We start from the raw sequence: 22,903 nt of genomic DNA, 5'->3' as shown, positions 1-22,903 counted from the left end.
AGGACGCATTATCCATGAGTGAGCTGATTCAACATTCCAACTGTATCGAATGTCGTTTTGAACGCCAGATCCTGCGCATCGAACCCTGGGGAGAAAACAGTCTTCGCGTCAGGGCCACCTGCTCCCCGGCATTTGATGACGCCTTACAGGCACTGTTACCCGCCGCCCCTTGCCAGGCCGAGATTGTCGCCGAAGCGGAAAGCCTGACGCTGCGCAACGGCAATATTACCGCGACCCTGAACCTTAAAGGTCAGTTGGCCTTCTACAATCAGCGCGGCGAACTGCTGCTGGAGGAGATGTGGCGCCAGCGTTCAACGGTGGGTATCGGTGCCAGCGAGAAGAGTCAGGATAAATATGTCAGCGCTCTGAAGCTGGATGGCCGCGAATTTAAACCGCTGATGGGCGGCAAATATCAGCTCACCGTCCGGTTTGAATCGCGTCCGGATGAACGCATCTATGGCATGGGTCAGTATCAACAGCCGTGGTTGGATCTGAAAGGCTGTACGCTGGAGCTGGCTCAGCGCAACTCCCAGGCCAGCGTGCCCTTTATGCAGTCCAGCCTTGGCTATGGCCTGCTGTGGAACAACCCGGCGATTGGTGAAGCCAGCTTTGCAAAAAATCAGACGGAATGGCGCGCCCGCGTCACAGGAGAGATGGACTACTGGATCACCGCCGCTGACACGGTGGCGGAGATCACCCGCCAGTATGTGAAAGCCACCGGTACTCCGCCCCCCGCCCCGGCGTTTATCAGTGGACTGTGGCAGTGCAAATTACGATACCGCACCCAGCAGGAGGTGCTTGAGGTTGCGCGGGAGTATCGCCGCCGTAATCTGCCGCTGTCGGTGATGGTCATCGACTTTTTCCACTGGCCGAATCAGGGCACCTGGTGCTTCGACCCCGTAGACTGGCCCGATCCTGAAGGCATGGTCGACGAGCTGCGCGAAATGGGTATTGCGCTGATGGTGTCGGTGTGGCCAACGGTAGAGGCGCGCAGCCCCCTCTACCCGCTGATGAAAGCCAAAGGCTGGCTGGTCAGCAGTGAGCGCGGCGTGCAGGTCAACCTCGATTTTATGGGCAATACCACCTTCTTTGATGCGACCCATCCAGAGGCGCGGAAATTCGTCTGGGATACGGTGAAGAAAAATTACTACGACATGGGCATTAAGCTGTTCTGGCTGGACGAAGCGGAGCCGGAATACCGCGCCTATGATTTTGACAACTATCGCTACCACGCCGGTCCGGTACTGGAAGTGGGCAATCGCTACCCGCGTGACTTTGCGCAGGGCTTTTACGATGGGCTCCAGGCAAACGGCGAAACCGACATTGTTAACCTGGTACGCTGCGCCTGGGCAGGCAGCCAACGCTTCGGCGTGCTGGCGTGGTCGGGTGATGTCCACTCCTCGTTCCATGCTTTTCGCAATCAACTCGCCGCAGGACTGAATATGGGGCTGGCGGGGATCCCATGGTGGACGACCGATATCGGCGGCTTCCAGGGAGGGAACGTTAACGACCCGGCATTCCATGAATTGCTGATCCGTTGGTTCCAGTGGGCGGTGTTTACACCGGTACTGCGCATGCACGGCTATCGCGAACCGCAGATCCAACCTCCGGAGCGCTACCGTGACGGTATTCCTCAGTGTAACAGCGGTTCGCCTAATGAGCTGTGGAGTTACGGAAAAGAGAATTACGCCATCATGCAGCACTGGCTTACCGTGCGCGAAACCCTGCGCCCATATATTGACGCGCTGTACCAGCAGGCGCATCTGCACGGAGACCCGCTCATGCGTCCGCTGTTCTGGCACTATCCGAAGGATGAGCAGAGCTGGGCGTGTGAAGATCAGTATCTGTTTGGTGAAGATCTTCTGGTGGCGCCGGTTATGCAGGCCGGTCAGCGTGAGCGCGATGTCTGGCTGCCGACGGGCAATAGCTGGATCGCCCTCAACGGTGAGCGCTACGCCGGTGGGGAGCATATCCGGGTGCCTGCGGCGCTGGAAACCATCCCGGTGTTTATCCGCGAAGGGAGTCCGCTTATCCAGCAACTGGTGGACTGACGTCAGGCAAGTGCCCAAAAATAGACAATTTTTTCAGTAAAGCCTGCCTGCCGTCGCGTTTGCGCGTAAAGTAAGCAGGCTTACTATTTTTGGCAAGGATCCCGTCATGTTCGACCCTACACTACTCATACTTCTGGCCCTGGCTGCTCTGGGTTTTGTCAGCCACAATACCACCGTCGCGATTTCCATTCTGGTCCTGATCATCGTTCGCGTCACACCGTTGAACACCTTCTTCCCGTGGATAGAAAAACAGGGGCTTACCATCGGGATCATTATTTTGACCATCGGTGTGATGGCCCCGATTGCCAGCGGAACGCTACCGGCCTCAACGCTGCTGCACTCCTTTGTGAACTGGAAATCGCTGGTGGCGATTGCAGTGGGCGTTTTTGTCTCATGGCTTGGCGGGCGCGGCGTGACGCTGATGAGCAGCCAGCCTTCTCTGGTGGCCGGGCTGCTGGTGGGCACCGTGTTAGGCGTGGCGCTGTTTCGTGGCGTGCCGGTTGGCCCGCTGATTGCTGCCGGACTGGTTTCGCTGTTTATCGGGAAGTCGTAGTCAGGCTGGCGATATAGCGGGCGGGCGTCTGTCCCAGTCCTTTCTTGAACATGGTGATAAAGGCGGTGGTGGAGTCATACCCCAGCGCCTGCGCCGCCTGCTGGACCGACTTTCCGCCGATCAAAAACTGCAATGCGACAATCAGCTGGAGCTGGTGTCGCCAGCGGCGAAAGCTTAAGCCGGTCTCTTTCACCACCAGCCGCGCCAGATTGCGCTCGCTCATGGCAAAGTGGCTGGCCCACTGCGCCAGCGTCTGCCAGGCGGCAGGTTCGTTTGCCATGGTCTCACTCATCAGACGAATTTTCGGATGCGGAGATACCGGCAGCTGGAGATGCTCCTGCGGTTGCAGGGGCAGTTCATCAAACAGGACGTCAACCAGCCTTCCGGTAGCGGGAAGAGGCAGTTCCTCCTGTGACCTGTCCGCGAGCGCCAGCACCAGCTCCCGCACCAGGGGCGATATTTTCAACGTACAGGTACGCGTCGGTAATTCGAGCGCACCGGGTTCAATAAACAGCAGGCAGAGCTGCGCGCCGGGCGTCGCCTTGTTGCTGTGCGGCGTTTGACCCGGTATCCACACCGCATACTGGGGCGGCACCATCAGCATCGCGTTCTCTACTTCACAGGTGATCGCTCCTCCCAGCGCCATAATCAGCTGCCCTTTACGGTGCTGATGCAGCGGAATGTACTGTTCTTGTGCCACCACGCGGATGCGAAAGGCCACCGCCGCGTCGTGCTGGCTATCGGGATCGTAGCCGTCGAGTCCCAGTCCATACATAAAGTTGTCCGATATTAGCGATAAACTGTCATTTTAGCCTGATTTCAACCACGACTTAAATCGGTATGGTATGCGCTCGCCTGAACGTAAGAGACAATAATGACTACTGCTATTCAACCTTCCGGGAAACAGGGCGCGCTGCTGGTTGCAGGCATCCTGATGATCGCCACGACGCTGCGCGTCACCTTTACCGGGGTCGCCCCCCTGCTCGACACCATCCGACAGGACTATGGCTTAAGCACGGCGCAAACCGGCCTGCTCACAACGCTGCCTCTGCTGGCCTTCGCCTTTATCTCTCCCCTTGCCGCAGGCGTCGCCCGGCGCCTGGGCATGGAGCGCAGCCTTTTTATCGCTCTGCTGCTGATTTGCATCGGGATTGGCGTACGTTCGCTGCCGTCGGCCTCGCTGCTGTTTATCGGTACGGCGATCGTGGGCTGTGGGATTGCGCTGGGCAATGTCCTGTTACCCGGATTAATCAAACGTGATTTTCCGGGCCAGGTCGCAAAACTGACGGGGGCTTATTCGCTGACGATGGGGGCCGCCGCTGCCGCAGGGTCGGCGCTGATCGTCCCGCTGTCGCTGGGGAGTGGTGGCTGGCACGGGGCGCTGTTGATGCTGATGTTCTTCCCGCTGGTGGCGCTGCTGCTGTGGTTACCGCAATGGCGCAAGAGGCCGGCCGCCACCCTGACCGGCGCGGGCGCGTTGCACAATCGGGCAATCTGGCGCTCCGCACTCGCCTGGCAGGTGACGCTTTTTCTGGGCATTAACTCGCTGATTTACTACGTCATTATCGGCTGGTTACCCGCGATTTTATTTAGCCACGGCTACAGCGAAACGCAGGCTGGCTCCATGCACGGACTTCTCCAGCTGGCAACCGCTGTTCCCGGTCTCGCCATTCCGCTGATCCTGCACCGTCTTAACGATCAGCGTGGCATAGCCGGGCTTGTCGCTCTGATGTGCGCCGTCAGTGCGGCCGGGTTCTGGTTCGCGCCGGGGCTGGCCGTCGTCTGGACGCTGGTGTTTGGCTTTGGATCCGGCGCCACCATGATCCTCGGCCTGACGTTTATCGGACTGCGCGCCAGCTCGGCCCATCAGGCCGCCGCGCTCTCCGGCATGGCACAGTCGATTGGCTATCTGCTGGCGGCCTGTGGCCCACCGCTGATGGGGAAAATTCACGATACCGCCGGAGACTGGCGCATTCCGCTGCTGGCCTGCGCGCTGGCTGCGGTAGTGATGGCCCTGTGCGGCATGCTGGCCGGGCGTGACCGGGAGATCACACCCCGCTGACATTCAAGGCAGACCTGACGGTCTGCTTTTTTTATCCCTGCGCCGCCCGCAGCATGGCCTGTACCAGCATGACCGGGCGCCCTTGAAGCGCAGCCCGCTCATGCTGGAACAGGGTGATGACAAAGAAAGGATGGGTCAGCAGCTCTGCCGCGCGGATCTCGCCCTGCTCGTCCCAGCCCGTTACGCGCATGTCGCCCCGCTCAAGCTGGCTGGCAAACTCAGACGAGACGCCGTAATTGCAGTGATAACCTTCATGAATTTCCGGCTTGCCGTACGCTTTGGCAATCAGCGTGTTGTTCCGCAGCTCAATCGCGTCGGTTTTTTCCACCAGCGAGCAGGCCAGCGGCGCAATCACCATCCTCCCCTCGGTATCGGTTTCGGCATGGCCTGCATCGTGCCAGCCCAGCACATTACGGGCATACTCAATCAGCGCATGCTGGAACCCGCCGCAGGTGCCGAGAAAAGGGATGCTGTTTTCACGCGCGTAACGCGCGGCAATAAACGCCGCCTCGGTGTTTTTATACGGGCTTGCCGGTACCAGCCAGATGGCATCGTACCCGACCAGGTCTTCGGGGTTGGTCAGCTCAGGCGTGGCGAGCCAGTCATAATCAGCGGTGAGATCCAGAACCGCAGCGGCGTCGTCAATCGCCAGCGGGATCGCCTAGTGCGCAATAACATCGGGATTGTAATCACCAACCAGCGCAATGCGCAGCGTCGTTTTAACCGGGGAGAGTTCCATGAGAGATTCCTTATGCCGGAGGATTTTAGATAACATAAGGAACCTCAGACTACCGTTCTTTTGCAATTATCACAATACCTTAAATTGGGTGGTTAAACACCGGGTGCTATAGTGTTCTTGCCGAACGTCGCACGGTAGGAGGAAAACGGATGATTCAATGTAAGCGCGTATATGAACAGGCAACGTCAGACGATGGTTACCGGGTGCTGGTAGACAGACTCTGGCCGCGAGGGATAAAAAAGACCGACCTCGCCTGTGATGAGTGGTGTAAAGCGCTAACGCCGTCCAGCGAACTGCGGAAAGCCTTTCACAGTGAAACGATCGATTTCACCGCGTTCAGTGAAGCCTATCGTAAAGAGCTGGCGCAGCAGCAGGATGAAGGCAAACGCCTGGCGGCCCTCGCCCGACAGCAGACCGTGACGCTACTCTATGGGGCGAAAAATACGGAGCAGAATCACGCGCGGGTACTGGCGGACTGGCTGCGTGAACTGTGATTAACCGATTGCCAGCTCATCCACGTTGTGTGGCATCTCGTCGGGAGTAAGCGGCATCAAATGTTCCGGGCGAACAAACGCAAAACCGTGCTGATTATCAAAGGCGTAAACATCACCGGTGACCAGCCACAGCGCACGCGCTGATGTATCAGGTAATTGCGTCATGACGCCGTTAACCGGGTTCACAAAACGCTGGCCCGGCTGACAAAGGCCAAACAGCTCTACGGATTTACCGATATTTCGACGGCCCGCCGTCGTACGCGCACCCACAATTATCGCCATGCTGCCCGGTTTTAACTGAAACATACTTCTTCTCGCAAACGTACCGCCAGAAACTGGCTAAGAATAATCCTAAAGAGAAGTGTATCGCAGTTTTATTGCCGTTGTCATCTGGTCGGTTGCGGATGATCGCGTCGATAGAGATCCCATTCATCGATCACTTCCCCGCCTGGCAATTTACACTCGGTACGTACACCCTGCGGGCTTTGAACAGGGATTTGCTCTCCCCCTTTTTCCAGACAGTACACTGACGCCGGATTTGCCATACCAATAGCGTGCGGCGGTTGAGGCGCATCGGGAGGAGGTGTCTTTGTTGAGCATGCGGCCAGCGGTAAAACCAGCGCCAGGAGAAGATATTTCATTATCATGATCCTTCAGGGTGTTGAAAACGTCAGAGTAACGGGTCATCGCCGTTTTCTCCATGATTTCTCCATTAAACCTGCACGATTCATCCCTATAGTGGTGTCTGTTCTCACTCTGACCAGAGAACATCATTCCGTAATCAAGATGTTTTGCCCCGATCTCAACATCGGGGCTTTTTTTTAGCCTCTCCTTCATCCGCTTTCAGAAGAATCTATAAAATTAATCCAGTTCATGTTTTACTATGACCGGAGTCTATATTTTCAGCATAACATGCAGATACAGAGGTCTTCTGCATGGGAGTCAACCTGCCTCATGTCAGATATCATTCTTGCCCGTGTTTCAGAAACCCTCTCCACCGAGCAATCTCTCGACAGTCTGGTGCGTCAGCTACTGGAAATGCTGGAAATTGTGACGGATATGGAATCAACCTACCTGACCAAAATCGATATCAACGCGCGTTTGCAGCACATTTTATATGCCCGTAACAGCAAGCAAATGCAGATCCCGGAAGGGTTCAGCGTGCCTTGGGACGAAACGCTCTGTAAGCGCGCCATGGATAGCGACACCTTGTTCAGTAACGAGGTGCCCGACCGCTGGCCGGAGTGTGAAGCGGCAAAAGCACTGGGTATTACAACCTATATGAGCGTGCCGGTTCACCTGGCTGACGGTTCTCTGTACGGCACGCTTTGCGCTGCCAGCACCGCACAGAAACAGTTCAGCGAACGTGGCGAGCAGGTGATCAGGCTCTTTGCCGGGTTAATTGGTCAGTACATTCAGAAAGAGTCGCTTGTGCTTCAGCTTCGTGAAGCAAATGCGGCGCTCATTGCCCACTCTTACACCGACGCCCTTACCGGCCTGCCGAATCGTCGCGCCATTTTTGAAAACCTTACCACCCTGTTCTCACTGGCGCGCCATCTTAACCGCAACGTCATGATTGCCTTTATTGATCTCGATGATTTCAAGCGAATCAATGATCAGTACGGTCATGAAGCGGGCGATCGGTTCCTCGTTCAGGTCGGCAATCGACTGACTCACCAGCAAACGCAGGACGAAATTATCGGCCGGCTCGGCGGCGATGAATTTCTGGTTGCCAGCCTGAGTCACAGCGATGATGGCGACGCCAGCACAGAGGTCAACGCTATCAAAACCCGCCTCAACGGCCGTATCGCGGGCGAATACGGGTTAGGTAATGTCACTATTCTCTATCCCGGTGCAAGCTATGGCATCGTTATTGTTGATCCTCACTGCACAGATGAAGATAGTGCCCTGCGCACCGCAGACCTCGCGATGTATCAGGATAAAAAAGGAAAAAACAAAACAGGCTTTGTCGCGTTAGATTAAAACCGTACACTCTACGGCCTTATACAAACTCAAACAGGTGATGGCATGAGAATAGGGATCCTCTTTCCGGTGTTTATTTTTATCACGGCAGTCGTGTTTTTAGGCTGGTTTTTCCTTGGCGGTTACGCCGCGCCGGGGGCATAAATGAGAAAAACGACCCTCATCATGCTGATTGTCGCCATCGTGGCCGTCGCCGGTACGCAGTTAGGCTGGTGGTAACGCCCAAAGTAAAAAGGCCGCCCTCAGGCAGCCTTTTTTAACACAGGTCAGATTTAGCTTTTGATTTTTCTGTAGATAAACAGAACAACCAGCGCGCCAATCACCGCGACGACAAAGCTGCCGAAGTTGAAGCCATCAACTCTGCCAAAGCCGAACAGGGTACTGATCCAGCCACCGACGACTGCACCCACAATCCCCAGAACGATCGTGACGATGAAACCGCCGCCATCTTTGCCCGGCATAATCCACTTCGCCAGGATCCCCGCAATCAGCCCAAAGATAATCCAGGATAAAATTCCCATAGCTTTCCTCTCTGTATGGTTTTTGTCATTAAATCAACGACACAGAAAAGGATAGCACAGGATCTGAGAAAGGAAATTTGTGATAAGAATCACACGGTTCGTTTGAGTAAAATCTGAGCAATAAAAATTGCCGTTCCACACTCATCGTGGGGTTGCATCTTTTACTGAGAAAGATTATCTTTCTCATTACTGAATAGTTGAGCAAATCACTCAGGTATTCAGTACGACATTGCTCACATTGCTTCCAGTATTTCTTGCCCACTTTTTAGTGGGCTTTTTTTTGCCTCACCCCACCAAAATCTGGCGTTTTTTCCCATGAGGTGAACCGCTATTCTCTGTGGCTACTGAACAGCAAAGTGAATCTGATAACATGAACGTATCGAGCAAGTTCGTCATCTGCCTTAATCTTGTTTCTGCCAGTACGCTACTGTTACTGCTCTCAACACGGTTTGAGTGGTTCTGAGATGTAATGAGTCGGCATGGTGGCTTTCCTTTCAATTACGTGCGGGCTCAACGCGCATACTTGTAGCTTTAATGACCTGTGTTAAGATCCCTGCACCTCAGGACGTGGCGGGACAGCAGGAAAATGAACAAGGCCATTGCCGTTGCTATCATCTCAACCTTTATGGTCGTCCTGTCGCTGTATGCGGTTAACGCCATTATCGTTGAGCAGCAAAAGGACCGGCAGAGGGAGATCTCCCACACGCTCTTACGCTATTCCGAAGACTTGACGCAAAATATCGCCAGTACGCTTAAAAATACCTCCGCGAAGGGATGCGATAACGCCAGCCTGAACGTCTACCGTAATTTAAAGATGCAGAGTCTCTATTTCGCCGATATGGGGTTTATTGAAAATGGGAAAATTACCTGCACCGCATTTTGGGGCAAGCTGGCAAATCCCATCGCCCTTCCCTCTGAGCTTCACAACACCCTGAACGGATTCAGTCTGGCGCAATTTTCACAGAAAGATTTTTTTGTAGGCAATGCGACAATTTATAACCATCTTATTATCTTCACATCACGTTCAGCCTACGATAAATTCTCTCCGGTCACCGCCAACTATTCACTTCGTTCTACCACGAAAGATTTCGACCGAACCTTTTTTACCGTTACGTCACCTACAGAAAACCTTAGCCGCTTGTCGTCACTGTTATTCACACAGACCGTGACGCAGTGCAGCACGCGCTGGGATTTGTGCGTTACCGTCACCCACCACAATGCCGGACTGGCATCGCTCTCCCGCGTAGTGATGGTACTCCTGTGCCTGTTTTTATACTTTATCTGGGTATCCCTGACGCTGTTTTCTCTTCGACTTTATGAAGATCGACTTTCTCTTGAGCGAACGCTGGTCAAGGCGGTGATAGCGAATACTATCAGCGTTCATTTTCAGCCCATAATTCGGGTTGCTGATAAGAAAATCGTCGGGGTTGAAGTGTTATCAAGATGGCAGGATAACAATCACAAAGAGGTTTCTCCTGAGCTGTTTATCCCGTTAATTAAAAAAATTGGTCTGTATAACGTTTATTATCAGAACATGATAAAGAAATCCCTGGCGGAAATTGCCGGGCTGGCGGCCGAACATCAGTTAATGATTTCACTGAACGTTGGCCGGACGGAAATTGAAGACGGCAAATTTCTGGCGGTATTACGTCATGCATGCTTAGAGAACGCTATTCCCTTATCGTTAATCAAAGTTGAGTTATCCGAGAATGGCGTTTCCACCTCGGCCATCCTTGAAGAGTTTTGTGAGGATCTTAAATCGGCAGGCGTCAAAATTTCAATAGACGATTTTGGCGTGCAAAACTCTAATCTGGCAAGGCTGTCCAATCTCAAATATGACGAAATCAAAGTGGATAAGTCGTTAGTGGATGGCATCAACGAGCATTATAAACAGGATATCCTGGTGATCTTTAGCGACGCGCTCGCTAAACTGCACAAAACCCTGGTGTTTGAGGGAGTCGAAAGCGAAACGCAATATCAGTTCATCGCGCAGAGATACCCCGATGCCCTCGTGCAAGGCTGGTACTTTTCAAAATCACTAACCCGGCACGACCTCGCCAGCCTGCTGGCTTACTCAGCGCGATGAAGCGTTATTCATTGCCCCATTGATTCAGGAAGTTCGCAATATCGTCAATGCGCGCTTCATCTATCTCCGCCTGGACAGCCATCTCCCGCTGCGCCTCTTCACTGATTTCCTCATTGTTGTATAAGCGAGTGAGCAGCAGCTGAAAATAGTGTGCCAGTGGCGTACGCTCCGCCTCTTCTGGCGGTTTTGCCGTTTCAGTCGCATACTCGTCGACGATGTCATAATACTTGAGCGGGATATCATGGGTCATAACGTTGTTTTCCGTCTTGTGTGCATAAAAAACGGGAACCCTCAGGCTCCCGTTGTCATTTAACCCAGCGAGTGGATTACATGTTCGCGATAATCGCGTCGCCAAACTCTGAGCATTTCAGCAGTTTAGCGCCTTCCATCAGACGTTCAAAGTCATAGGTGACGGTTTTGGCGTTAATCGCGCCTTCCATACCCTTAACAATCAGGTCTGCGGCTTCGAACCATTCCATATGACGCAGCATCATCTCTGCGGACAGAATGATTGAGCCTGGGTTAACTTTGTCCTGGCCTGCATATTTCGGTGCAGTACCGTGAGTTGCTTCAAACAGGGCGCACTCGTCACCGATGTTCGCGCCCGGGGCGATACCGATACCACCGACCTGCGCTGCCAGCGCATCAGAGATGTAGTCGCCGTTCAGGTTCATACAGGCGATCACGTCATATTCAGCAGGACGCAGCAGGATCTGTTGCAGGAACGCATCGGCGATCACATCTTTAATGATGATCTCTTTACCGGTGTTCGGGTTTTTAATTTTCTGCCATGGGCCGCCGTCGATCAGTTCACCGCCGAACTCTTCGGTCGCCAGCTGGTAGCCCCAGTCTTTGAACGCGCCTTCGGTGAACTTCATGATATTGCCTTTGTGAACCAGGGTCACAGAGTCACGATCGTTGGTGATAGCGTATTCGATGGCGGCACGCACCAGACGCTTGGTCCCTTCTTCGGAGCACGGCTTGATGCCGATGCCGCAATGCTCAGGGAAGCGAATTTTCTTCACGCCCATCTCTTCGCGCAGGAATTTAATCACTTTTTCTGCATCAGCAGAATCCGCTTTCCATTCGATACCGGCGTAGATGTCTTCAGAGTTTTCACGGAAGATGACCATGTCGGTCAGTTCCGGGTGCTTAACCGGGCTTGGAGTGCCCTGGTAGTAACGCACCGGACGCAGACACACATACAGATCCAGTTCCTGACGCAGCGCCACGTTCAGGGAGCGAATGCCGCCGCCAACTGGCGTGGTCAGAGGGCCTTTGATAGCAACGCGATAGTCGCGGATCAGGTCCAGCGTTTCGGCTGGCAGCCAGACGTCCTGGCCATAAACTTGAGTCGATTTTTCACCGGTGTAAATTTCCATCCAGGAAATTTTACGCTCGCCTTTGTAGGCTTTCTCAACAGCGGCATCAACCACTTTCAGCATTGCCGGGGTAACGTCTACACCGATACCGTCACCTTCGATGAACGGGATAATCGGGTTGTGAGGAACGTTAATCTTGCCGTTTTGCAGGGTGATCTTTTTACCTTCCGCCGGAACAACTACTTTGCTTTCCATTAACCTCTCCTTCGAGCGCTTCTGGTTGTTACTGATCTTATGTTAATAAATTGTAATGAGCCTTTCGATAGTACCTGATTGTCCGACGCCATGAAAGGTCTTCGTTATTAGGCTATAATGCGGCAATTGATAGAGCCTGAAAATACCATGAAGAAAACTTCTTTTAGAAAACACCGGGTTGAGCGATTCAGCTCACGACAAGCCACCAGAAGAACGCCAGAACCCCAGCCAACGCGGGTCATACTGTTCAATAAACCCTACGATGTATTGCCGCAGTTTACCGACGAGGCCGGGCGCAGCACGCTGAAGGATTTTATCCCCGTTCAGGGGGTCTACGCGGCCGGGCGTCTGGATCGCGACAGCGAGGGGCTGCTGGTGCTTACCAATGACGGCGTGCTCCAGGCCAGGCTTACTCAGCCGGGCAAACGTACCGGAAAAATTTACTATGTGCAGGTTGAAGGCGAGCCGGACGACGCGTCGCTGGCAAAGCTGCGCAACGGCGTAACGCTGAACGATGGTCCTACCCTGCCAGCTGGTATTGAGCGCGTGAATGAACCCGAGTGGCTGTGGCCGCGCAACCCGCCGATTCGTGAGCGCAAATCGATTCCCACCAGCTGGCTTAAAATCACCCTTTATGAAGGCCGCAACCGACAGGTCAGGCGCATGACTGCGCATGTGGGCTTCCCTACCCTGCGACTCATTCGCTACGCCATGGGCAGCTACACGCTGGACTCGCTGGCTAACGGGGAATGGCGGGATGTTACCCCTAAGGAGAACTGATGTTTAAACCCCATGTTACGGTCGCCTGCGTGGTCCACGCGCAGGGGAAATTCCTGGTGGTGGAAGAGACCATCAACGGCAAAGCGCTTTGGAATCAGCCAGCCGGGCATCTTGAAGCCAACGAAACCTTATTGCAGGCAGCGAAACGCGAGCTCTGGGAAGAGACGGGTATCCGCGCCGAACCGCAGCACTTTATCCGTATGCATCAGTGGATAGCGCCTGACCAGACATCTTTCCTGCGCTTTTTATTCGCCGTTGAGCTTAACGAAACGTGCGCCACTGAACCGCACGACGACGATATCGATCGCTGCCTGTGGGTGACCGCAGACGAGATCCTGAACGCGCCAAACCTGCGCTCGCCGCTGGTTGCGGAAAGCATCCGCTGCTGGCAGTCTGCGGCTCGCCTGCCGCTGGATGTCATTGCAGAATTTAACTGGCCGTTTACAGAGGGTGTCAATGGTGGGGGGGCGTGATAGAATACGCCGCCTTGAAGTTCAATGTCGTGAGTATTCCATGTCAGATAACAGCCAGAAAAAAGTGATCGTCGGCATGTCCGGCGGTGTCGATTCCTCCGTTTCCGCCTACCTGTTGCAGCAACAGGGCTATAAGGTGGAGGGCCTGTTCATGAAGAACTGGGAGGAAGACGATGGCGAGGAATACTGCACTGCCGCTGCGGATCTCGCCGATGCGCAGGCCGTGTGCGATAAGCTCGGCATCGAACTGCACACCGTTAACTTTGCCGCAGAATACTGGGACAACGTTTTTGAACTCTTCCTCGAAGAGTACAAAGCGGGCCGCACGCCAAACCCGGATATCCTGTGTAACAAAGAGATCAAATTCAAAGCCTTCCTGGAATTCGCCGCGGAAGATCTGGGCGCAGACTACATTGCGACCGGCCACTACGTGCGTCGCGCGGATGTGAATGGTAAAAGCCAGCTGCTGCGCGGTCTGGATGGCAATAAAGATCAGAGCTACTTCCTCTACACGCTGAGCCATGAACAGATTGCCCAAAGTCTGTTCCCGGTCGGCGAGCTTGAAAAGCCGGAAGTGCGTAAGATTGCTGAAGATTTGGATCTGATCACCGCGAAGAAAAAAGACTCCACCGGTATCTGTTTTATCGGCGAGCGTAAATTCCGCGAGTTCCTGGGGCGCTACCTGCCTGCACAGCCGGGCAAAATCGTCACCGTTGACGGTGATGAGATTGGTCAGCACCAGGGGCTGATGTACCACACTCTCGGCCAGCGTAAAGGTCTGGGTATCGGCGGCACCAAAGAGGGCAGCGAAGATCCGTGGTACGTGGTCGACAAAGATGTCGAAAACAATATTCTGGTGGTGGCTCAGGGTCACGACCATCCGCGCCTGATGTCCGTTGGACTTATCGCGCAACAGCTGCACTGGGTCGATCGCGAGCCGCTGAAAGGCACGCTGCGCTGCACCGTGAAAACGCGCTACCGCCAGACCGACATCCCTTGCACCGTCACCCCACTGGATGACGATCGCATTGACGTGCGTTTCGACGAGCCGGTTTCCGCCGTTACCCCTGGCCAGTCTGCTGTTTTCTACAGCGGCGAAATTTGCCTCGGCGGTGGGATTATTGAACAGCGCCTGCCGCTGCCTGCTGTTTAAACCGTTTGCACACATAAAGGAGACCGTGTGGCGAAGAACTATTACGACATCACCCTGGCGCTGGCGGGAATTTGCCAGTCAGCCCGTCTGGTGCAACAGCTGGCGCATCAGGGTCATTGCGACGCTGATGCCCTGCACGTTTCACTCAACAGCGTTATCGATCTTAACCCAGGCTCCACGCTGGGCGTCTTTGGCGGCAGTGAAACCAATCTTCGTCTCGGTCTTGAAACCCTGCTCGGCGTGCTCAACGCCAGCAACCGTCAGGGGTTGAACGCGGAACTGACCCGCTACACCTTAAGCCTGATGGTGCTGGAACGTAAGCTGAACGCGGCGAAAGGCGCAATGAATACCCTGGGCGATCGCATCGCCGGGCTACAGCGCCAGCTCGACCACTTTGACCTCCAGTCTGAGACCCTGCTGAGCGCGATGGCCGGTATCTACGTCGACGTAATTAGCCCGCTCGGCCCGCGTATTCAGGTCACCGGTTCGCCTGCCGTATTGCAAAGCCCACAGGTACAGGCGAAGGTACGTGCTTCGCTGCTGGCAGGTATCCGTGCCGCCGTGCTGTGGCAACAGGTCGGCGGTGGCCGCCTACAGCTCATGTTTTCTCGTCATCGCCTGACGACTCAGGCAAAACAAATTCTTGCTCATTGTTAACCTCCCGGAGTTGCGAATTATGGAATTATCCTCACTGACCGCCGTATCCCCTGTCGATGGACGCTACGGCGATAAAGTCAGCGCGCTGCGCGGGATCTTCAGCGAATATGGCCTGCTGAAGTTCCGTGTTCAGGTTGAAGTGCGCTGGCTGCAAAAGCTGGCCGCCCAGACAGCAATCAAGGAAGTTCCTGCTTTTGACGTAAAGGCAAACGATTACCTTGATAAAATCGTTGCTGAGTTCAGCGAAGAAGATGCCGCGCGTATTAAAACCATCGAACGCACCACCAACCACGACGTGAAAGCGGTTGAATACTTCCTGAAAGAGAAAGTGGCAAGCGTCCCTGCGCTGCACGCGGTATCTGAATTTATTCACTTCGCCTGTACCTCTGAAGATATTAACAACCTGTCTCACGCGCTGATGCTCTCTACCGCACGCAAAGAGGTGGTACTCCCTTACTGGTGTAAAATCATCGATGCGGTGAAAGCGCTGTCCGTGGAGTACCGTGATATTCCGCTGCTGTCCCGTACTCATGGCCAGCCAGCAACCCCATCCACCATGGGTAAAGAGATGGCGAACGTGGCGTACCGCATGGAACGCCAGTATCGTCAGCTGGAGCAGGTTGAGATCCTCGGCAAAATCAACGGCGCGGTGGGTAACTACAACGCCCACATTGCGGCGTACCCGGAAGTGGACTGGCACCAGTTCAGTGAAGAGTTCGTGACGTCTCTGGGGATCCAGTGGAACCCGTACACCACCCAGATTGAGCCGCACGACTACATCGCTGAACTGTTTGACTGCATTGCGCGCTTCAACACCATCCTGATCGACTTCGATCGTGACGTCTGGGGCTACATCGCCCTGAACCACTTCAAGCAGAAGACCATCGCCGGGGAAATCGGTTCGTCCACCATGCCGCACAAAGTGAACCCAATCGACTTCGAAAACTCCGAAGGTAACCTGGGCCTGGCGAATGCCGTGTTGCAGCATATGGCGAGTAAGCTGCCGGTCTCCCGCTGGCAGCGCGACCTGACTGACTCCACGGTGCTGCGTAACCTGGGCGTGGGTATTGGCTACGCGCTGATCGCCTACCAGTCCACCCTGAAGGGTGTGAGCAAGCTGGAGGTGAACCGCGACCGTCTGCTGGACGAGCTGGATCACAACTGGGAAGTGCTGGCGGAGCCGATTCAGACCGTGATGCGTCGTTATGGCATCGAAAAACCGTACGAGAAACTCAAAGAACTGACCCGCGGTAAACGCGTTGATGCTGAGGGTATGAAACAGTTTATCGATGGTCTGGCGCTGCCCGAAGAAGAAAAAGCGCGCCTGAAAGAGATGACCCCGGCAAACTATATTGGCCGCGCCATTACTATGGTTGACGAGCTGAAGTAATCACCCTCCCCCTTTCCACCCGGAAAGGGGGCTGCTTTTCATCATCGTGTCGACGTTCACACCCCGTTACAGGCTCTGCCGGGATTACAACCTGTTGTCAGGCTGGTTGTTATTTTTCGCCGTGGAATAACTTTCCGGAATATATCGTTTTAAGCCGAACGGGCACAGCCTGAACTGGCACGGGGTCTCAACCGTGCATGGCCGATCCATCTCCTGCCGGTTACCTGGACACGCGTTTTTCTGTTTGAACCCCATCCAGCCTATTGATGTATAGGGCATTGCCTGCGCTATCCATACCCTACGCCGCCGATCGTTAATCAGGATACCCTGGTTTGAGGTGGTGATGATTTCACCGGCACGAACGTAATAATCCCCTTTTAGCCAAAGGATATAATTCAGGCCATATTGTGTTTCAACTTTGCAAAAGATGGTTCCACTTTCCGGGCTCGCAATAGTCTCAACAACCTTCCATTCCATAGAATCCTCTTTACTCGCTATATTGCTGTTTTGTTGTGTAAAAATGCTGATTTTCTGGCACATCTTATGCAAATCTAATTTCGCACCATAAAATAAGCGTAGACAAAGACAGACATAGTGAGAACATCCTTACAAAAAAAAGGGCAATCTTTACAAAACTGGCGTGCCCGTTCTGTCAAAAAAGCGACTCGCCTTCAACCGTTCATAAACGGATGGATGTTTTATCCGGATTGCGGAAGCGTGCGAAAACAAGTCAGTTTATATTACCCGCGCCTTCTGGGGGCGTATGAGGCTTATGTGAGGTGGGTGGGCGATTTGAAACAGGATCAGGTCAACATACTTAATAATCAGATGCCTGGCGTAATGCCACCTGTCTTCAGAAGCATGAAAAAAATCATTTAATTTCATAACGCTGGTGTCAACCTGGATAATCAGCGTTAAACTATTCATACCATTTATAAAGGGAGAAATGATGATGCGCGTACTGGTTGTTGAGGATAACGCATTGCTACGTCATCACCTGAAAGTTCAACTTCAGGAGATGGGTCATCAGGTGGACGATGCTGAAGACGCAAAAGAGGCCGATTATTATCTCAATGAACACCTGCCGGACATCGCCATTGTCGATTTAGGGCTGCCGGATGAAGACGGATTATCTCTTATCCGCCGCTGGCGTAGCCATGACGTTTCCCTGCCGGTACTGGTGCTGACTGCTCGCGAAGGCTGGCAGGACAAGGTTGAAGTGTTGAGCGCAGGCGCAGATGACTACGTGACCAAACCCTTCCATATTGAAGAAGTCGCCGCGCGTATGCAGGCGCTGCTGCGCCGCAACAGCGGGCTGGCGTCACAGGTGATCTCTCTGCCGCCGTTCCAGGTGGATCTCTCCCGCCGCGAATTTTCAATAAATGATGAAGTAATCAAGCTGACCGCATTCGAATACACCATCATGGAAACGCTGATCCGTAACAACGGTAAAGTGGTGAGCAAAGATTCCCTGATGCTTCAGCTTTATCCGGATGCCGAACTGCGCGAAAGCCACACCATTGACGTGCTGATGGGCCGCCTGCGCAAAAAAATTCAGGCACAGTACCCGCACGACGTGATTACCACCGTGCGTGGTCAGGGCTACCTGTTCGAATTACGCTAAATGAAAGGGATTTTGCGCCACATTTTACCCCTTTCACTGCGGGTTCGCTTTCTGCTGGCAACCGCCGCCGTCGTGCTCGTGCTGTCCCTCTCTTACGGAATGGTGGCGTTGGTCGGGTACAGCGTAAGCTTCGATAAAACCACCTTCCGCCTGCTTCGCGGCGAAAGTAATCTGTTCTATACCCTGGCGAAATGGGAGAACAACCAAATCACCGTCGAGATGCCGGAAAACCTGAACCAGCAGAGCCCAACGCTGGCACTCATTTACGATGAAAAAGGAAAATTGCTGTGGGCGCAGCGCGACGTCCCCTGGCTGAAAAAGCGCATCCGTCCGGAATGGCTTAAAACCAATGGTTTTCACGAAATAGAAGCCGACCTCAACTCTACCAGCATCCTGCTGCGTGACGATCGGGCGTTACAGAACAAGCTCAATGAGATCCGCGCTGAAGATGACGACACGGAGATGACCCACTCGGTGGCCATCAACCTGTATCCCGCCACTCTGAACATGCCGCAGCTGACCATTGTAGTGATCGATACCATACCGGTTGAGCTAAAACGTTCGTATATGGTCTGGAACTGGTTCGTGTACGTTCTGGCTGCCAACCTGCTGCTGGTGATCCCTCTCCTGTGGGTTGCTGCGTGGTGGAGCCTCCGCCCGATTGAATCCCTTGCCAAAGAGGTGCGCGAGCTGGAGGAACATCACCGCGAGAAGCTTAACCCTGAAACTACGCGCGAACTGACCAGCCTGGTGCGCAACCTCAACCGCCTGCTGAAAAGCGAACGTGAACGTTACGACAAGTATCGCACGACGCTCACCGATCTTACGCACAGCCTGAAAACCCCGCTGGCAGTGATGCAAAGTACACTGCGTTCAATGCGCAGTTCGAAAATGAGCGTGGATGACGCCGAGCCGGTAATGCTGGAGCAAATCAGCCGTATTTCACAGCAGATTGGTTATTACCTGCACCGCGCGAGCATGCGTTCCGGAAGCGCCTTATTGAGCCGTGAACTGCACCCGGTAGCCCCGCTGCTGGATAACCTCACCTCTGCGCTGAACAAGGTTTACCAGCGTAAAGGGGTAAACATCAGTCTGGATATCTCACCGGAAATAAGCTTTGTTGGCGAGAAGAATGACTTTATGGAAGTGATGGGAAATCTGCTCGATAACGCCTGCAAATATTGTCTGGAGTTTGTCGAGGTGTCCGCGCGCGTAACGGATAACGAACTGCATATTATCGTTGAGGATGATGGTCCTGGCATTCCCCATAATAAACGCGAGGTGGTATTCGATCGCGGTCAGCGCGCCGATACGCTGCGCCCGGGCCAGGGTGTCGGATTATCCGTCGCCCGGGAAATTGTCGATCAGTACGAGGGCAAGATTGAAACCGGCGAAAGTCTGCTGGGCGGTGCCCGTATGGAAGTCATTTTTGGCCGCCAACAGCCCGTATTGAACGATAGTTAACCCGAAATGTGAAAAATACGCGGATCTCGCAGCCAGGGGTCGGTGCTTCCGTTATAATCCGTTTCAGTAAGAGCCTGCGGAATACAAAAATATGGATTATCAATTAACGCTTAACTGGCCCGAATTTATTGAACGTTACTGGCAAAAACGCCCGGTCGTTCTTAAACGCGGGATCAGCAATTTTATCGACCCTATATCTCCTGACGAACTCGCTGGTCTGGCGATGGAAAACGAGGTAGACAGCCGTCTGGTGAGCCATCAGGACGGGAAATGGCAGGTCAGCCACGGTCCCTTTGAAAGCTACGATCACCTGGGCGAAAGCAACTGGTCTTTACTGGTGCAGGCGGTCAACAACTGGCACGAACCCACCGCAGCCTTGATGCGTCCCTTCCGCGCCCTCCCAGACTGGCGAATGGACGATCTGATGATCTCCTTCTCTGTTCCCGGTGGCGGCGTGGGTCCGCATCTTGATCAGTACGACGTGTTTATCATTCAGGGTACCGGTCGCCGTCGCTGGCGAGTGGGCGAAAAAGTGCCAATGAAGCAGCACTGCCCGCACCCGGATCTGCTTCAGGTTGATCCGTTTGAAGGGATCATTGATGAAGAGCTGGAGCCAGGCGACATTCTGTATATCCCGCCAGGCTTCCCGCATGAAGGTTATTCCCTTGAAAACTCGCTAAACTATTCGGTTGGTTTCCGCGCGCCAAGCGGCCGCGAGATGATCAGCGGATTCGCTGACTATGTTTTACAGCGCGAGCTGGGCAGCCATCGTTACAGCGATCCGGATGTTCCGGCGCGTGAGCACCCGGCCGATATTCTGCCAGAGGAGCTGGATAAGCTGCGCGGTATGATGCTGGATCTGATCAACGAACCGGAGCACTTCAGACAGTGGTTTGGCGAGTTTATCAGCCAGTCGCGTCACGAACTGGACGTCGCACCGCCAGAGCCGCCGTATCAGGCAGATGAAATTTATGATGCCCTCCAGCAGGGCGATAAGCTGGTTCGTCTGGGCGGATTACGTGTATTGCGCATTGGCGAAGAGGTATTCGTCAACGGCGAGCGCCTGGACTCTCCACACCGTCCGGCACTGGAAGCGATTGCCAGCCATATGGTGCTGTCTGCGGATACCTTTGGCGACGCGCTGGACGATCCCTCCTTCCTCGCCATGCTGGCCGCGCTGGTTAACAGCGGGTACTGGTTTTTTGAGGACTGAGTCATGATGTTTGCCGGGTGGCGGCTACGCCTTACCCGGCCTACAAAAGCCGTTCCCGCAGGCCCGGTAAGCGATGCGCCACCGGGCTTTTTTTACTTCCGCTCCCCCGCCGCAAAATCCTCAATCTCACCCGCCCAGTCTGCCGGATATAACCCCTCCCGCACGTCCCGATGAAACGTTGAATAGGGCCAGTCGACGACTTTCCCGACATAGCCATGCTTCAGCGGATTGATGTAGACGTAATCCATATGCCGCCGGTAATCCTGTTCATTGCGAATGGTGTGTTCCCAGAAACGCGGTTGCCAGACGTGGCGCATCTCAATGTTGCGGCTAAACATTTTTTTGATGTCGCGCCAGCGCGACGAAAAGTCACTGTCCCCTTCCGGTAAGGTCCAGATACAGTGCATATGTTCAGGCAGGATAACCCAGGCGTTAATGGTGAAGGGCTTCGCATGCTTAACCGTGGCGGTAGCGGAACGCAAGCTGTCGATGTGGCGGGTAAGTAAATCGCTCTGGCGGTTTTGCAGATTGACGGTGAAAAACCAGGTTCCACCGGGGATGTAGTGGCGGCGGTAGTTTGACATTTGAACTCCCTGTTCATGTGCCGGGTGGCGGCTACGCCTTACCCGGCCTACAAAAGCCTTTACTGTAGGCCCGGTAAGCGCAGCGCCACCGGGCTTTTTCTTACCGCTTCGCGGTTAACTCTGCTATCCGCACAATCACCTGCACCGCTTTTTCCATCCCTTCCAGCGTCACGAACTCATGCTTGCCGTGGTAGTTATATCCACCGGTAAACAGGTTCGGGCACGGCAGGCCCATAAATGACAGCTGCGAACCATCGGTACCACCACGGATCGGTTTCATCACCGGCTCGATATCACAATCGCGCATCGCCTGCTGGGCGATATCAAGAATGTGCGGATGCTCCATCACCTTCTCGCGCATATTGTAATAGCTGTCTTCGATGATGAGCTCAATATAGCAATCCGGGTGCAGCCCCTTGCCGACCTTTTTCGCGATCTCCATCATCTTACGCTTGCGCGCTTCAAAGGCTTTGCGGTCAAAATCGCGGACGATATAGTGCATCTGCGCGCTGTCCACGTTCCCCTTGATGCTGGTCAGATGATAAAAACCCTCATACCCTTCCGTCATCTCCGGGCTCTCTTCGGCAGGAACTTCCGCATGAATACGCGCAGCCAGCGACAGCGCATTCACCATCACCCCTTTCGCAGAGCCCGGGTGCACGTTATTCCCGACGATTTTGATCGTCACCGATGCCGCGTTAAAGTTTTCATACTCAAGTTCACCCACGCCGCCACCGTCGACGGTGTAGGCCCACTGAGCGTTAAACGCCTCAACGTCAAAATGTTTCGCGCCTTTTCCTACCTCTTCATCCGGCGTGAAGGCCACGCGGATATCGCCATGTGGGATATTTTTGCCCTTCAGCACCGCCAGCGCCGTCATGATCTCGGCGATACCCGCTTTGTCATCGGCCCCCAGCAAGGTTTTGCCGTCGGTGGTGATTAACGTCTGCCCCAGCAGCTGATGCAGTACCGGGAACATCACCGGCGACAGCACTTCGTCGCCAATGCCCAGCGCAATATCTCCGCCGCGGTAGTTTTCAACAATCTGCGGATTAACGTGTTTACCGCTAAAATCAGGTGAGGTATCGACATGAGAAATAAAGCCAATCGCCGGGATATCTCCCTCAACGTTGGCCGGCAGCGTTCCCATCACGGTCCCTTTTTCACTGAGCGTGACATCAACCAGCCCCATGGCCTCCAGCTGCTCTTTCAGCAGATTTAGCAGCTTCCACTGGCCTTCGGTGCTTGGCACCTGTCGGACCCCCGGCTTAGATTGGGTATCCAGCGAAACGTAATGTAAGAAACGCTCAAGTAGTTTATCCATGCAGTCACCCTCACTTTTTGTGACAACATTATCATTAAGCAGCAAAACGCAAATATTGCGTCAGGTCACTTTTATCCCGCAAACGAGAACTTTTTACGTTTATATCGTTCTGCGTTAATAAATGTAGCTTATGAATAAGTGAGAAGGATTGGCGATTCAATGGGTTTGCCGTAGA

26 protein-coding genes and 1 pseudogene are annotated in these 22,903 nt (G+C 54.1%); 17 read left to right on the top strand and 10 right to left on the bottom strand.

Translation table 11 applies throughout. The features are described 5' to 3' along the window. The first annotated feature begins 14 nt into the window (after positions 1 to 14). A complete protein-coding gene (locus tag ACQG11_RS18910; RefSeq protein ID WP_426728661.1) occupies positions 15 to 2,051 on the top strand; it encodes a glycoside hydrolase family 31 protein in 2,037 nt (678 codons plus the stop codon). Between the two features lie 106 nt (positions 2,052 to 2,157). Further along, the gene (locus tag ACQG11_RS18905) at positions 2,158 to 2,604 is read left to right on the top strand and encodes a DUF441 domain-containing protein (RefSeq protein ID WP_003857881.1); all 447 of its coding nucleotides are present in this window, start codon (positions 2,158 to 2,160) and stop codon (positions 2,602 to 2,604) included. On the opposite strand, the gene ACQG11_RS18900 is transcribed toward ACQG11_RS18905, so the two are convergent. Continuing rightward, positions 2,588 to 3,379 (bottom strand): AraC family transcriptional regulator, encoded by a 792-nt coding sequence (locus tag ACQG11_RS18900; RefSeq protein ID WP_023305889.1) that lies wholly within the window; start codon positions 3,377 to 3,379, stop codon positions 2,588 to 2,590. The two genes, ACQG11_RS18905 and ACQG11_RS18900, sit on opposite strands and share 17 nt — an antisense overlap. Before the next feature lie 99 nt (positions 3,380 to 3,478). Here ACQG11_RS18900 and ACQG11_RS18895 point away from each other — a divergent pair, with 99 nt between their 5' ends. After that, positions 3,479 to 4,666 carry a CynX/NimT family MFS transporter gene (locus ACQG11_RS18895; RefSeq protein ID WP_228338803.1) on the top strand — a complete coding sequence of 396 codons (1,188 nt, stop codon included), beginning with the start codon at positions 3,479 to 3,481 and terminating at the stop codon, positions 4,664 to 4,666. Between the two features lie 31 nt (positions 4,667 to 4,697). Here the strand turns inward: ACQG11_RS18895 and ACQG11_RS18890 are convergent. Next, a pseudogene (locus tag ACQG11_RS18890) lies at positions 4,698 to 5,405 on the bottom strand (CTP synthase C-terminal region-related (seleno)protein). A 149-nt stretch (positions 5,406 to 5,554) separates the two neighbouring features. On the opposite strand from ACQG11_RS18890, the gene ACQG11_RS18885 reads away from it, so the two are divergent. Further along, positions 5,555 to 5,899, top strand: a complete 345-nt coding sequence (locus ACQG11_RS18885; RefSeq protein ID WP_022647779.1) for a DUF488 domain-containing protein — start codon at positions 5,555 to 5,557, stop codon at positions 5,897 to 5,899. On the opposite strand, the gene ACQG11_RS18880 is transcribed toward ACQG11_RS18885, so the two are convergent. Together ACQG11_RS18880 and ACQG11_RS18875 are read right to left on the bottom strand one after the other, a co-directional pair. Further along, a complete protein-coding gene (locus ACQG11_RS18880; protein ID WP_022647778.1) occupies positions 5,900 to 6,205 on the bottom strand; it encodes a hypothetical protein in 306 nt (101 codons plus the stop codon). An 80-nt stretch (positions 6,206 to 6,285) separates the two neighbouring features. After that, complete coding sequence (locus ACQG11_RS18875; RefSeq protein WP_022647777.1) at positions 6,286 to 6,540, bottom strand: putative hemolysin; 255 nt, start codon at positions 6,538 to 6,540, stop codon at positions 6,286 to 6,288. Positions 6,541 to 6,853: 313 nt separating this feature from the next. On the opposite strand from ACQG11_RS18875, the gene ACQG11_RS18870 reads away from it, so the two are divergent. Genes ACQG11_RS18870 through yoaJ form a run of 3 tightly spaced genes read left to right on the top strand, consistent with a single transcriptional unit; the run spans position 6,854 to position 8,101 of the window. After that, entirely contained in the window at positions 6,854 to 7,882 is a 1,029-nt protein-coding gene (locus tag ACQG11_RS18870; protein ID WP_063146094.1) for a sensor domain-containing diguanylate cyclase, read from the top strand. 45 nt (positions 7,883 to 7,927) lie between these two features. Then, positions 7,928 to 8,026: a YoaK family small membrane protein gene (locus ACQG11_RS18865; RefSeq protein ID WP_426728660.1), complete on the top strand. Its 99-nt coding sequence runs from the start codon at positions 7,928 to 7,930 to the stop codon at positions 8,024 to 8,026. Further along, on the top strand, positions 8,027 to 8,101 hold the full coding sequence (gene yoaJ, locus ACQG11_RS18860; protein WP_071785224.1) for a protein YoaJ: 75 nt from the start codon (positions 8,027 to 8,029) through the stop codon (positions 8,099 to 8,101). It begins immediately after the preceding gene. A gap of 53 nt (positions 8,102 to 8,154) precedes the next feature. Here yoaJ and ACQG11_RS18855 read toward each other — a convergent pair whose 3' ends face one another. Next, positions 8,155 to 8,403: a GlsB/YeaQ/YmgE family stress response membrane protein gene (locus tag ACQG11_RS18855; protein WP_022647775.1), complete on the bottom strand. Its 249-nt coding sequence runs from the start codon at positions 8,401 to 8,403 to the stop codon at positions 8,155 to 8,157. A 370-nt stretch (positions 8,404 to 8,773) separates the two neighbouring features. On the opposite strand from ACQG11_RS18855, the gene yncL reads away from it, so the two are divergent. Both yncL and ACQG11_RS18845 read left to right on the top strand, forming a co-directional pair. Next, positions 8,774 to 8,866, top strand: coding sequence for a stress response membrane protein YncL (yncL, locus tag ACQG11_RS18850; protein ID WP_071524166.1), 93 nt, complete (start codon positions 8,774 to 8,776; stop codon positions 8,864 to 8,866). 123 nt (positions 8,867 to 8,989) lie between these two features. Next, positions 8,990 to 10,489: an EAL domain-containing protein gene (locus ACQG11_RS18845; RefSeq protein WP_426728659.1), complete on the top strand. Its 1,500-nt coding sequence runs from the start codon at positions 8,990 to 8,992 to the stop codon at positions 10,487 to 10,489. A 4-nt stretch (positions 10,490 to 10,493) separates the two neighbouring features. Here ACQG11_RS18845 and ACQG11_RS18840 read toward each other — a convergent pair whose 3' ends face one another. Continuing rightward, positions 10,494 to 10,739 carry a DUF2543 family protein gene (locus ACQG11_RS18840; protein WP_022647773.1) on the bottom strand — a complete coding sequence of 82 codons (246 nt, stop codon included), beginning with the start codon at positions 10,737 to 10,739 and terminating at the stop codon, positions 10,494 to 10,496. A gap of 76 nt (positions 10,740 to 10,815) precedes the next feature. Then, positions 10,816 to 12,066 carry an NADP-dependent isocitrate dehydrogenase gene (gene icd / locus ACQG11_RS18835; RefSeq protein ID WP_003857898.1) on the bottom strand — a complete coding sequence of 417 codons (1,251 nt, stop codon included), beginning with the start codon at positions 12,064 to 12,066 and terminating at the stop codon, positions 10,816 to 10,818. A gap of 117 nt (positions 12,067 to 12,183) precedes the next feature. Here icd and rluE point away from each other — a divergent pair, with 117 nt between their 5' ends. From rluE to purB, 5 genes are read left to right on the top strand one after another with little or no spacing between them, the layout of a single operon-like run. Then, positions 12,184 to 12,846 carry a 23S rRNA pseudouridine(2457) synthase RluE gene (rluE, locus tag ACQG11_RS18830; protein ID WP_022647772.1) on the top strand — a complete coding sequence of 221 codons (663 nt, stop codon included), beginning with the start codon at positions 12,184 to 12,186 and terminating at the stop codon, positions 12,844 to 12,846. After that, positions 12,846 to 13,319, top strand: a complete 474-nt coding sequence (locus tag ACQG11_RS18825; protein WP_367076246.1) for an NUDIX hydrolase — start codon at positions 12,846 to 12,848, stop codon at positions 13,317 to 13,319. The genes rluE and ACQG11_RS18825 overlap by 1 nt, the downstream gene beginning before the upstream one ends. A gap of 40 nt (positions 13,320 to 13,359) precedes the next feature. Beyond that, positions 13,360 to 14,472, top strand: a complete 1,113-nt coding sequence (gene mnmA, locus ACQG11_RS18820; protein ID WP_058647124.1) for a tRNA 2-thiouridine(34) synthase MnmA — start codon at positions 13,360 to 13,362, stop codon at positions 14,470 to 14,472. Between the two features lie 27 nt (positions 14,473 to 14,499). After that, a complete protein-coding gene (gene hflD, locus ACQG11_RS18815; protein ID WP_006809213.1) occupies positions 14,500 to 15,129 on the top strand; it encodes a high frequency lysogenization protein HflD in 630 nt (209 codons plus the stop codon). A gap of 19 nt (positions 15,130 to 15,148) precedes the next feature. Then, the gene (purB, locus tag ACQG11_RS18810) at positions 15,149 to 16,519 is read left to right on the top strand and encodes an adenylosuccinate lyase (RefSeq protein ID WP_155025236.1); all 1,371 of its coding nucleotides are present in this window, start codon (positions 15,149 to 15,151) and stop codon (positions 16,517 to 16,519) included. Between the two features lie 84 nt (positions 16,520 to 16,603). Here purB and ACQG11_RS18805 read toward each other — a convergent pair whose 3' ends face one another. Next, entirely contained in the window at positions 16,604 to 16,996 is a 393-nt protein-coding gene (locus ACQG11_RS18805; protein WP_022647769.1) for a hypothetical protein, read from the bottom strand. 475 nt (positions 16,997 to 17,471) lie between these two features. Here ACQG11_RS18805 and phoP point away from each other — a divergent pair, with 475 nt between their 5' ends. From phoP to ACQG11_RS18790, 3 genes are all read left to right on the top strand, one after another. After that, positions 17,472 to 18,143, top strand: coding sequence for a two-component system response regulator PhoP (gene phoP, locus ACQG11_RS18800; protein WP_026094318.1), 672 nt, complete (start codon positions 17,472 to 17,474; stop codon positions 18,141 to 18,143). Next, complete coding sequence (gene phoQ, locus ACQG11_RS18795; RefSeq protein WP_022647768.1) at positions 18,144 to 19,607, top strand: two-component system sensor histidine kinase PhoQ; 1,464 nt, start codon at positions 18,144 to 18,146, stop codon at positions 19,605 to 19,607. It begins immediately after the preceding gene. A 91-nt stretch (positions 19,608 to 19,698) separates the two neighbouring features. Further along, positions 19,699 to 20,820, top strand: coding sequence for a cupin domain-containing protein (locus ACQG11_RS18790; protein WP_022647767.1), 1,122 nt, complete (start codon positions 19,699 to 19,701; stop codon positions 20,818 to 20,820). Positions 20,821 to 20,912: 92 nt separating this feature from the next. Here ACQG11_RS18790 and ACQG11_RS18785 read toward each other — a convergent pair whose 3' ends face one another. After that, on the bottom strand, positions 20,913 to 21,404 hold the full coding sequence (locus ACQG11_RS18785) for an REP-associated tyrosine transposase (protein WP_023299811.1): 492 nt from the start codon (positions 21,402 to 21,404) through the stop codon (positions 20,913 to 20,915). 100 nt (positions 21,405 to 21,504) lie between these two features. After that, positions 21,505 to 22,728 (bottom strand): peptidase T, encoded by a 1,224-nt coding sequence (gene pepT / locus ACQG11_RS18780; protein ID WP_032624465.1) that lies wholly within the window; start codon positions 22,726 to 22,728, stop codon positions 21,505 to 21,507. Positions 22,729 to 22,903: the final 175 nt, after the last annotated feature.

It is taken from the genome of Enterobacter cloacae complex sp. 372C4, assembly GCF_050030615.1.
Lineage (GTDB): Bacteria > Pseudomonadota > Gammaproteobacteria > Enterobacterales > Enterobacteriaceae > Enterobacter > Enterobacter intestinihominis.
Note: the sequence above shows the minus strand (reverse complement) of the source record. Positions and strands in the feature narration are given on the sequence as shown.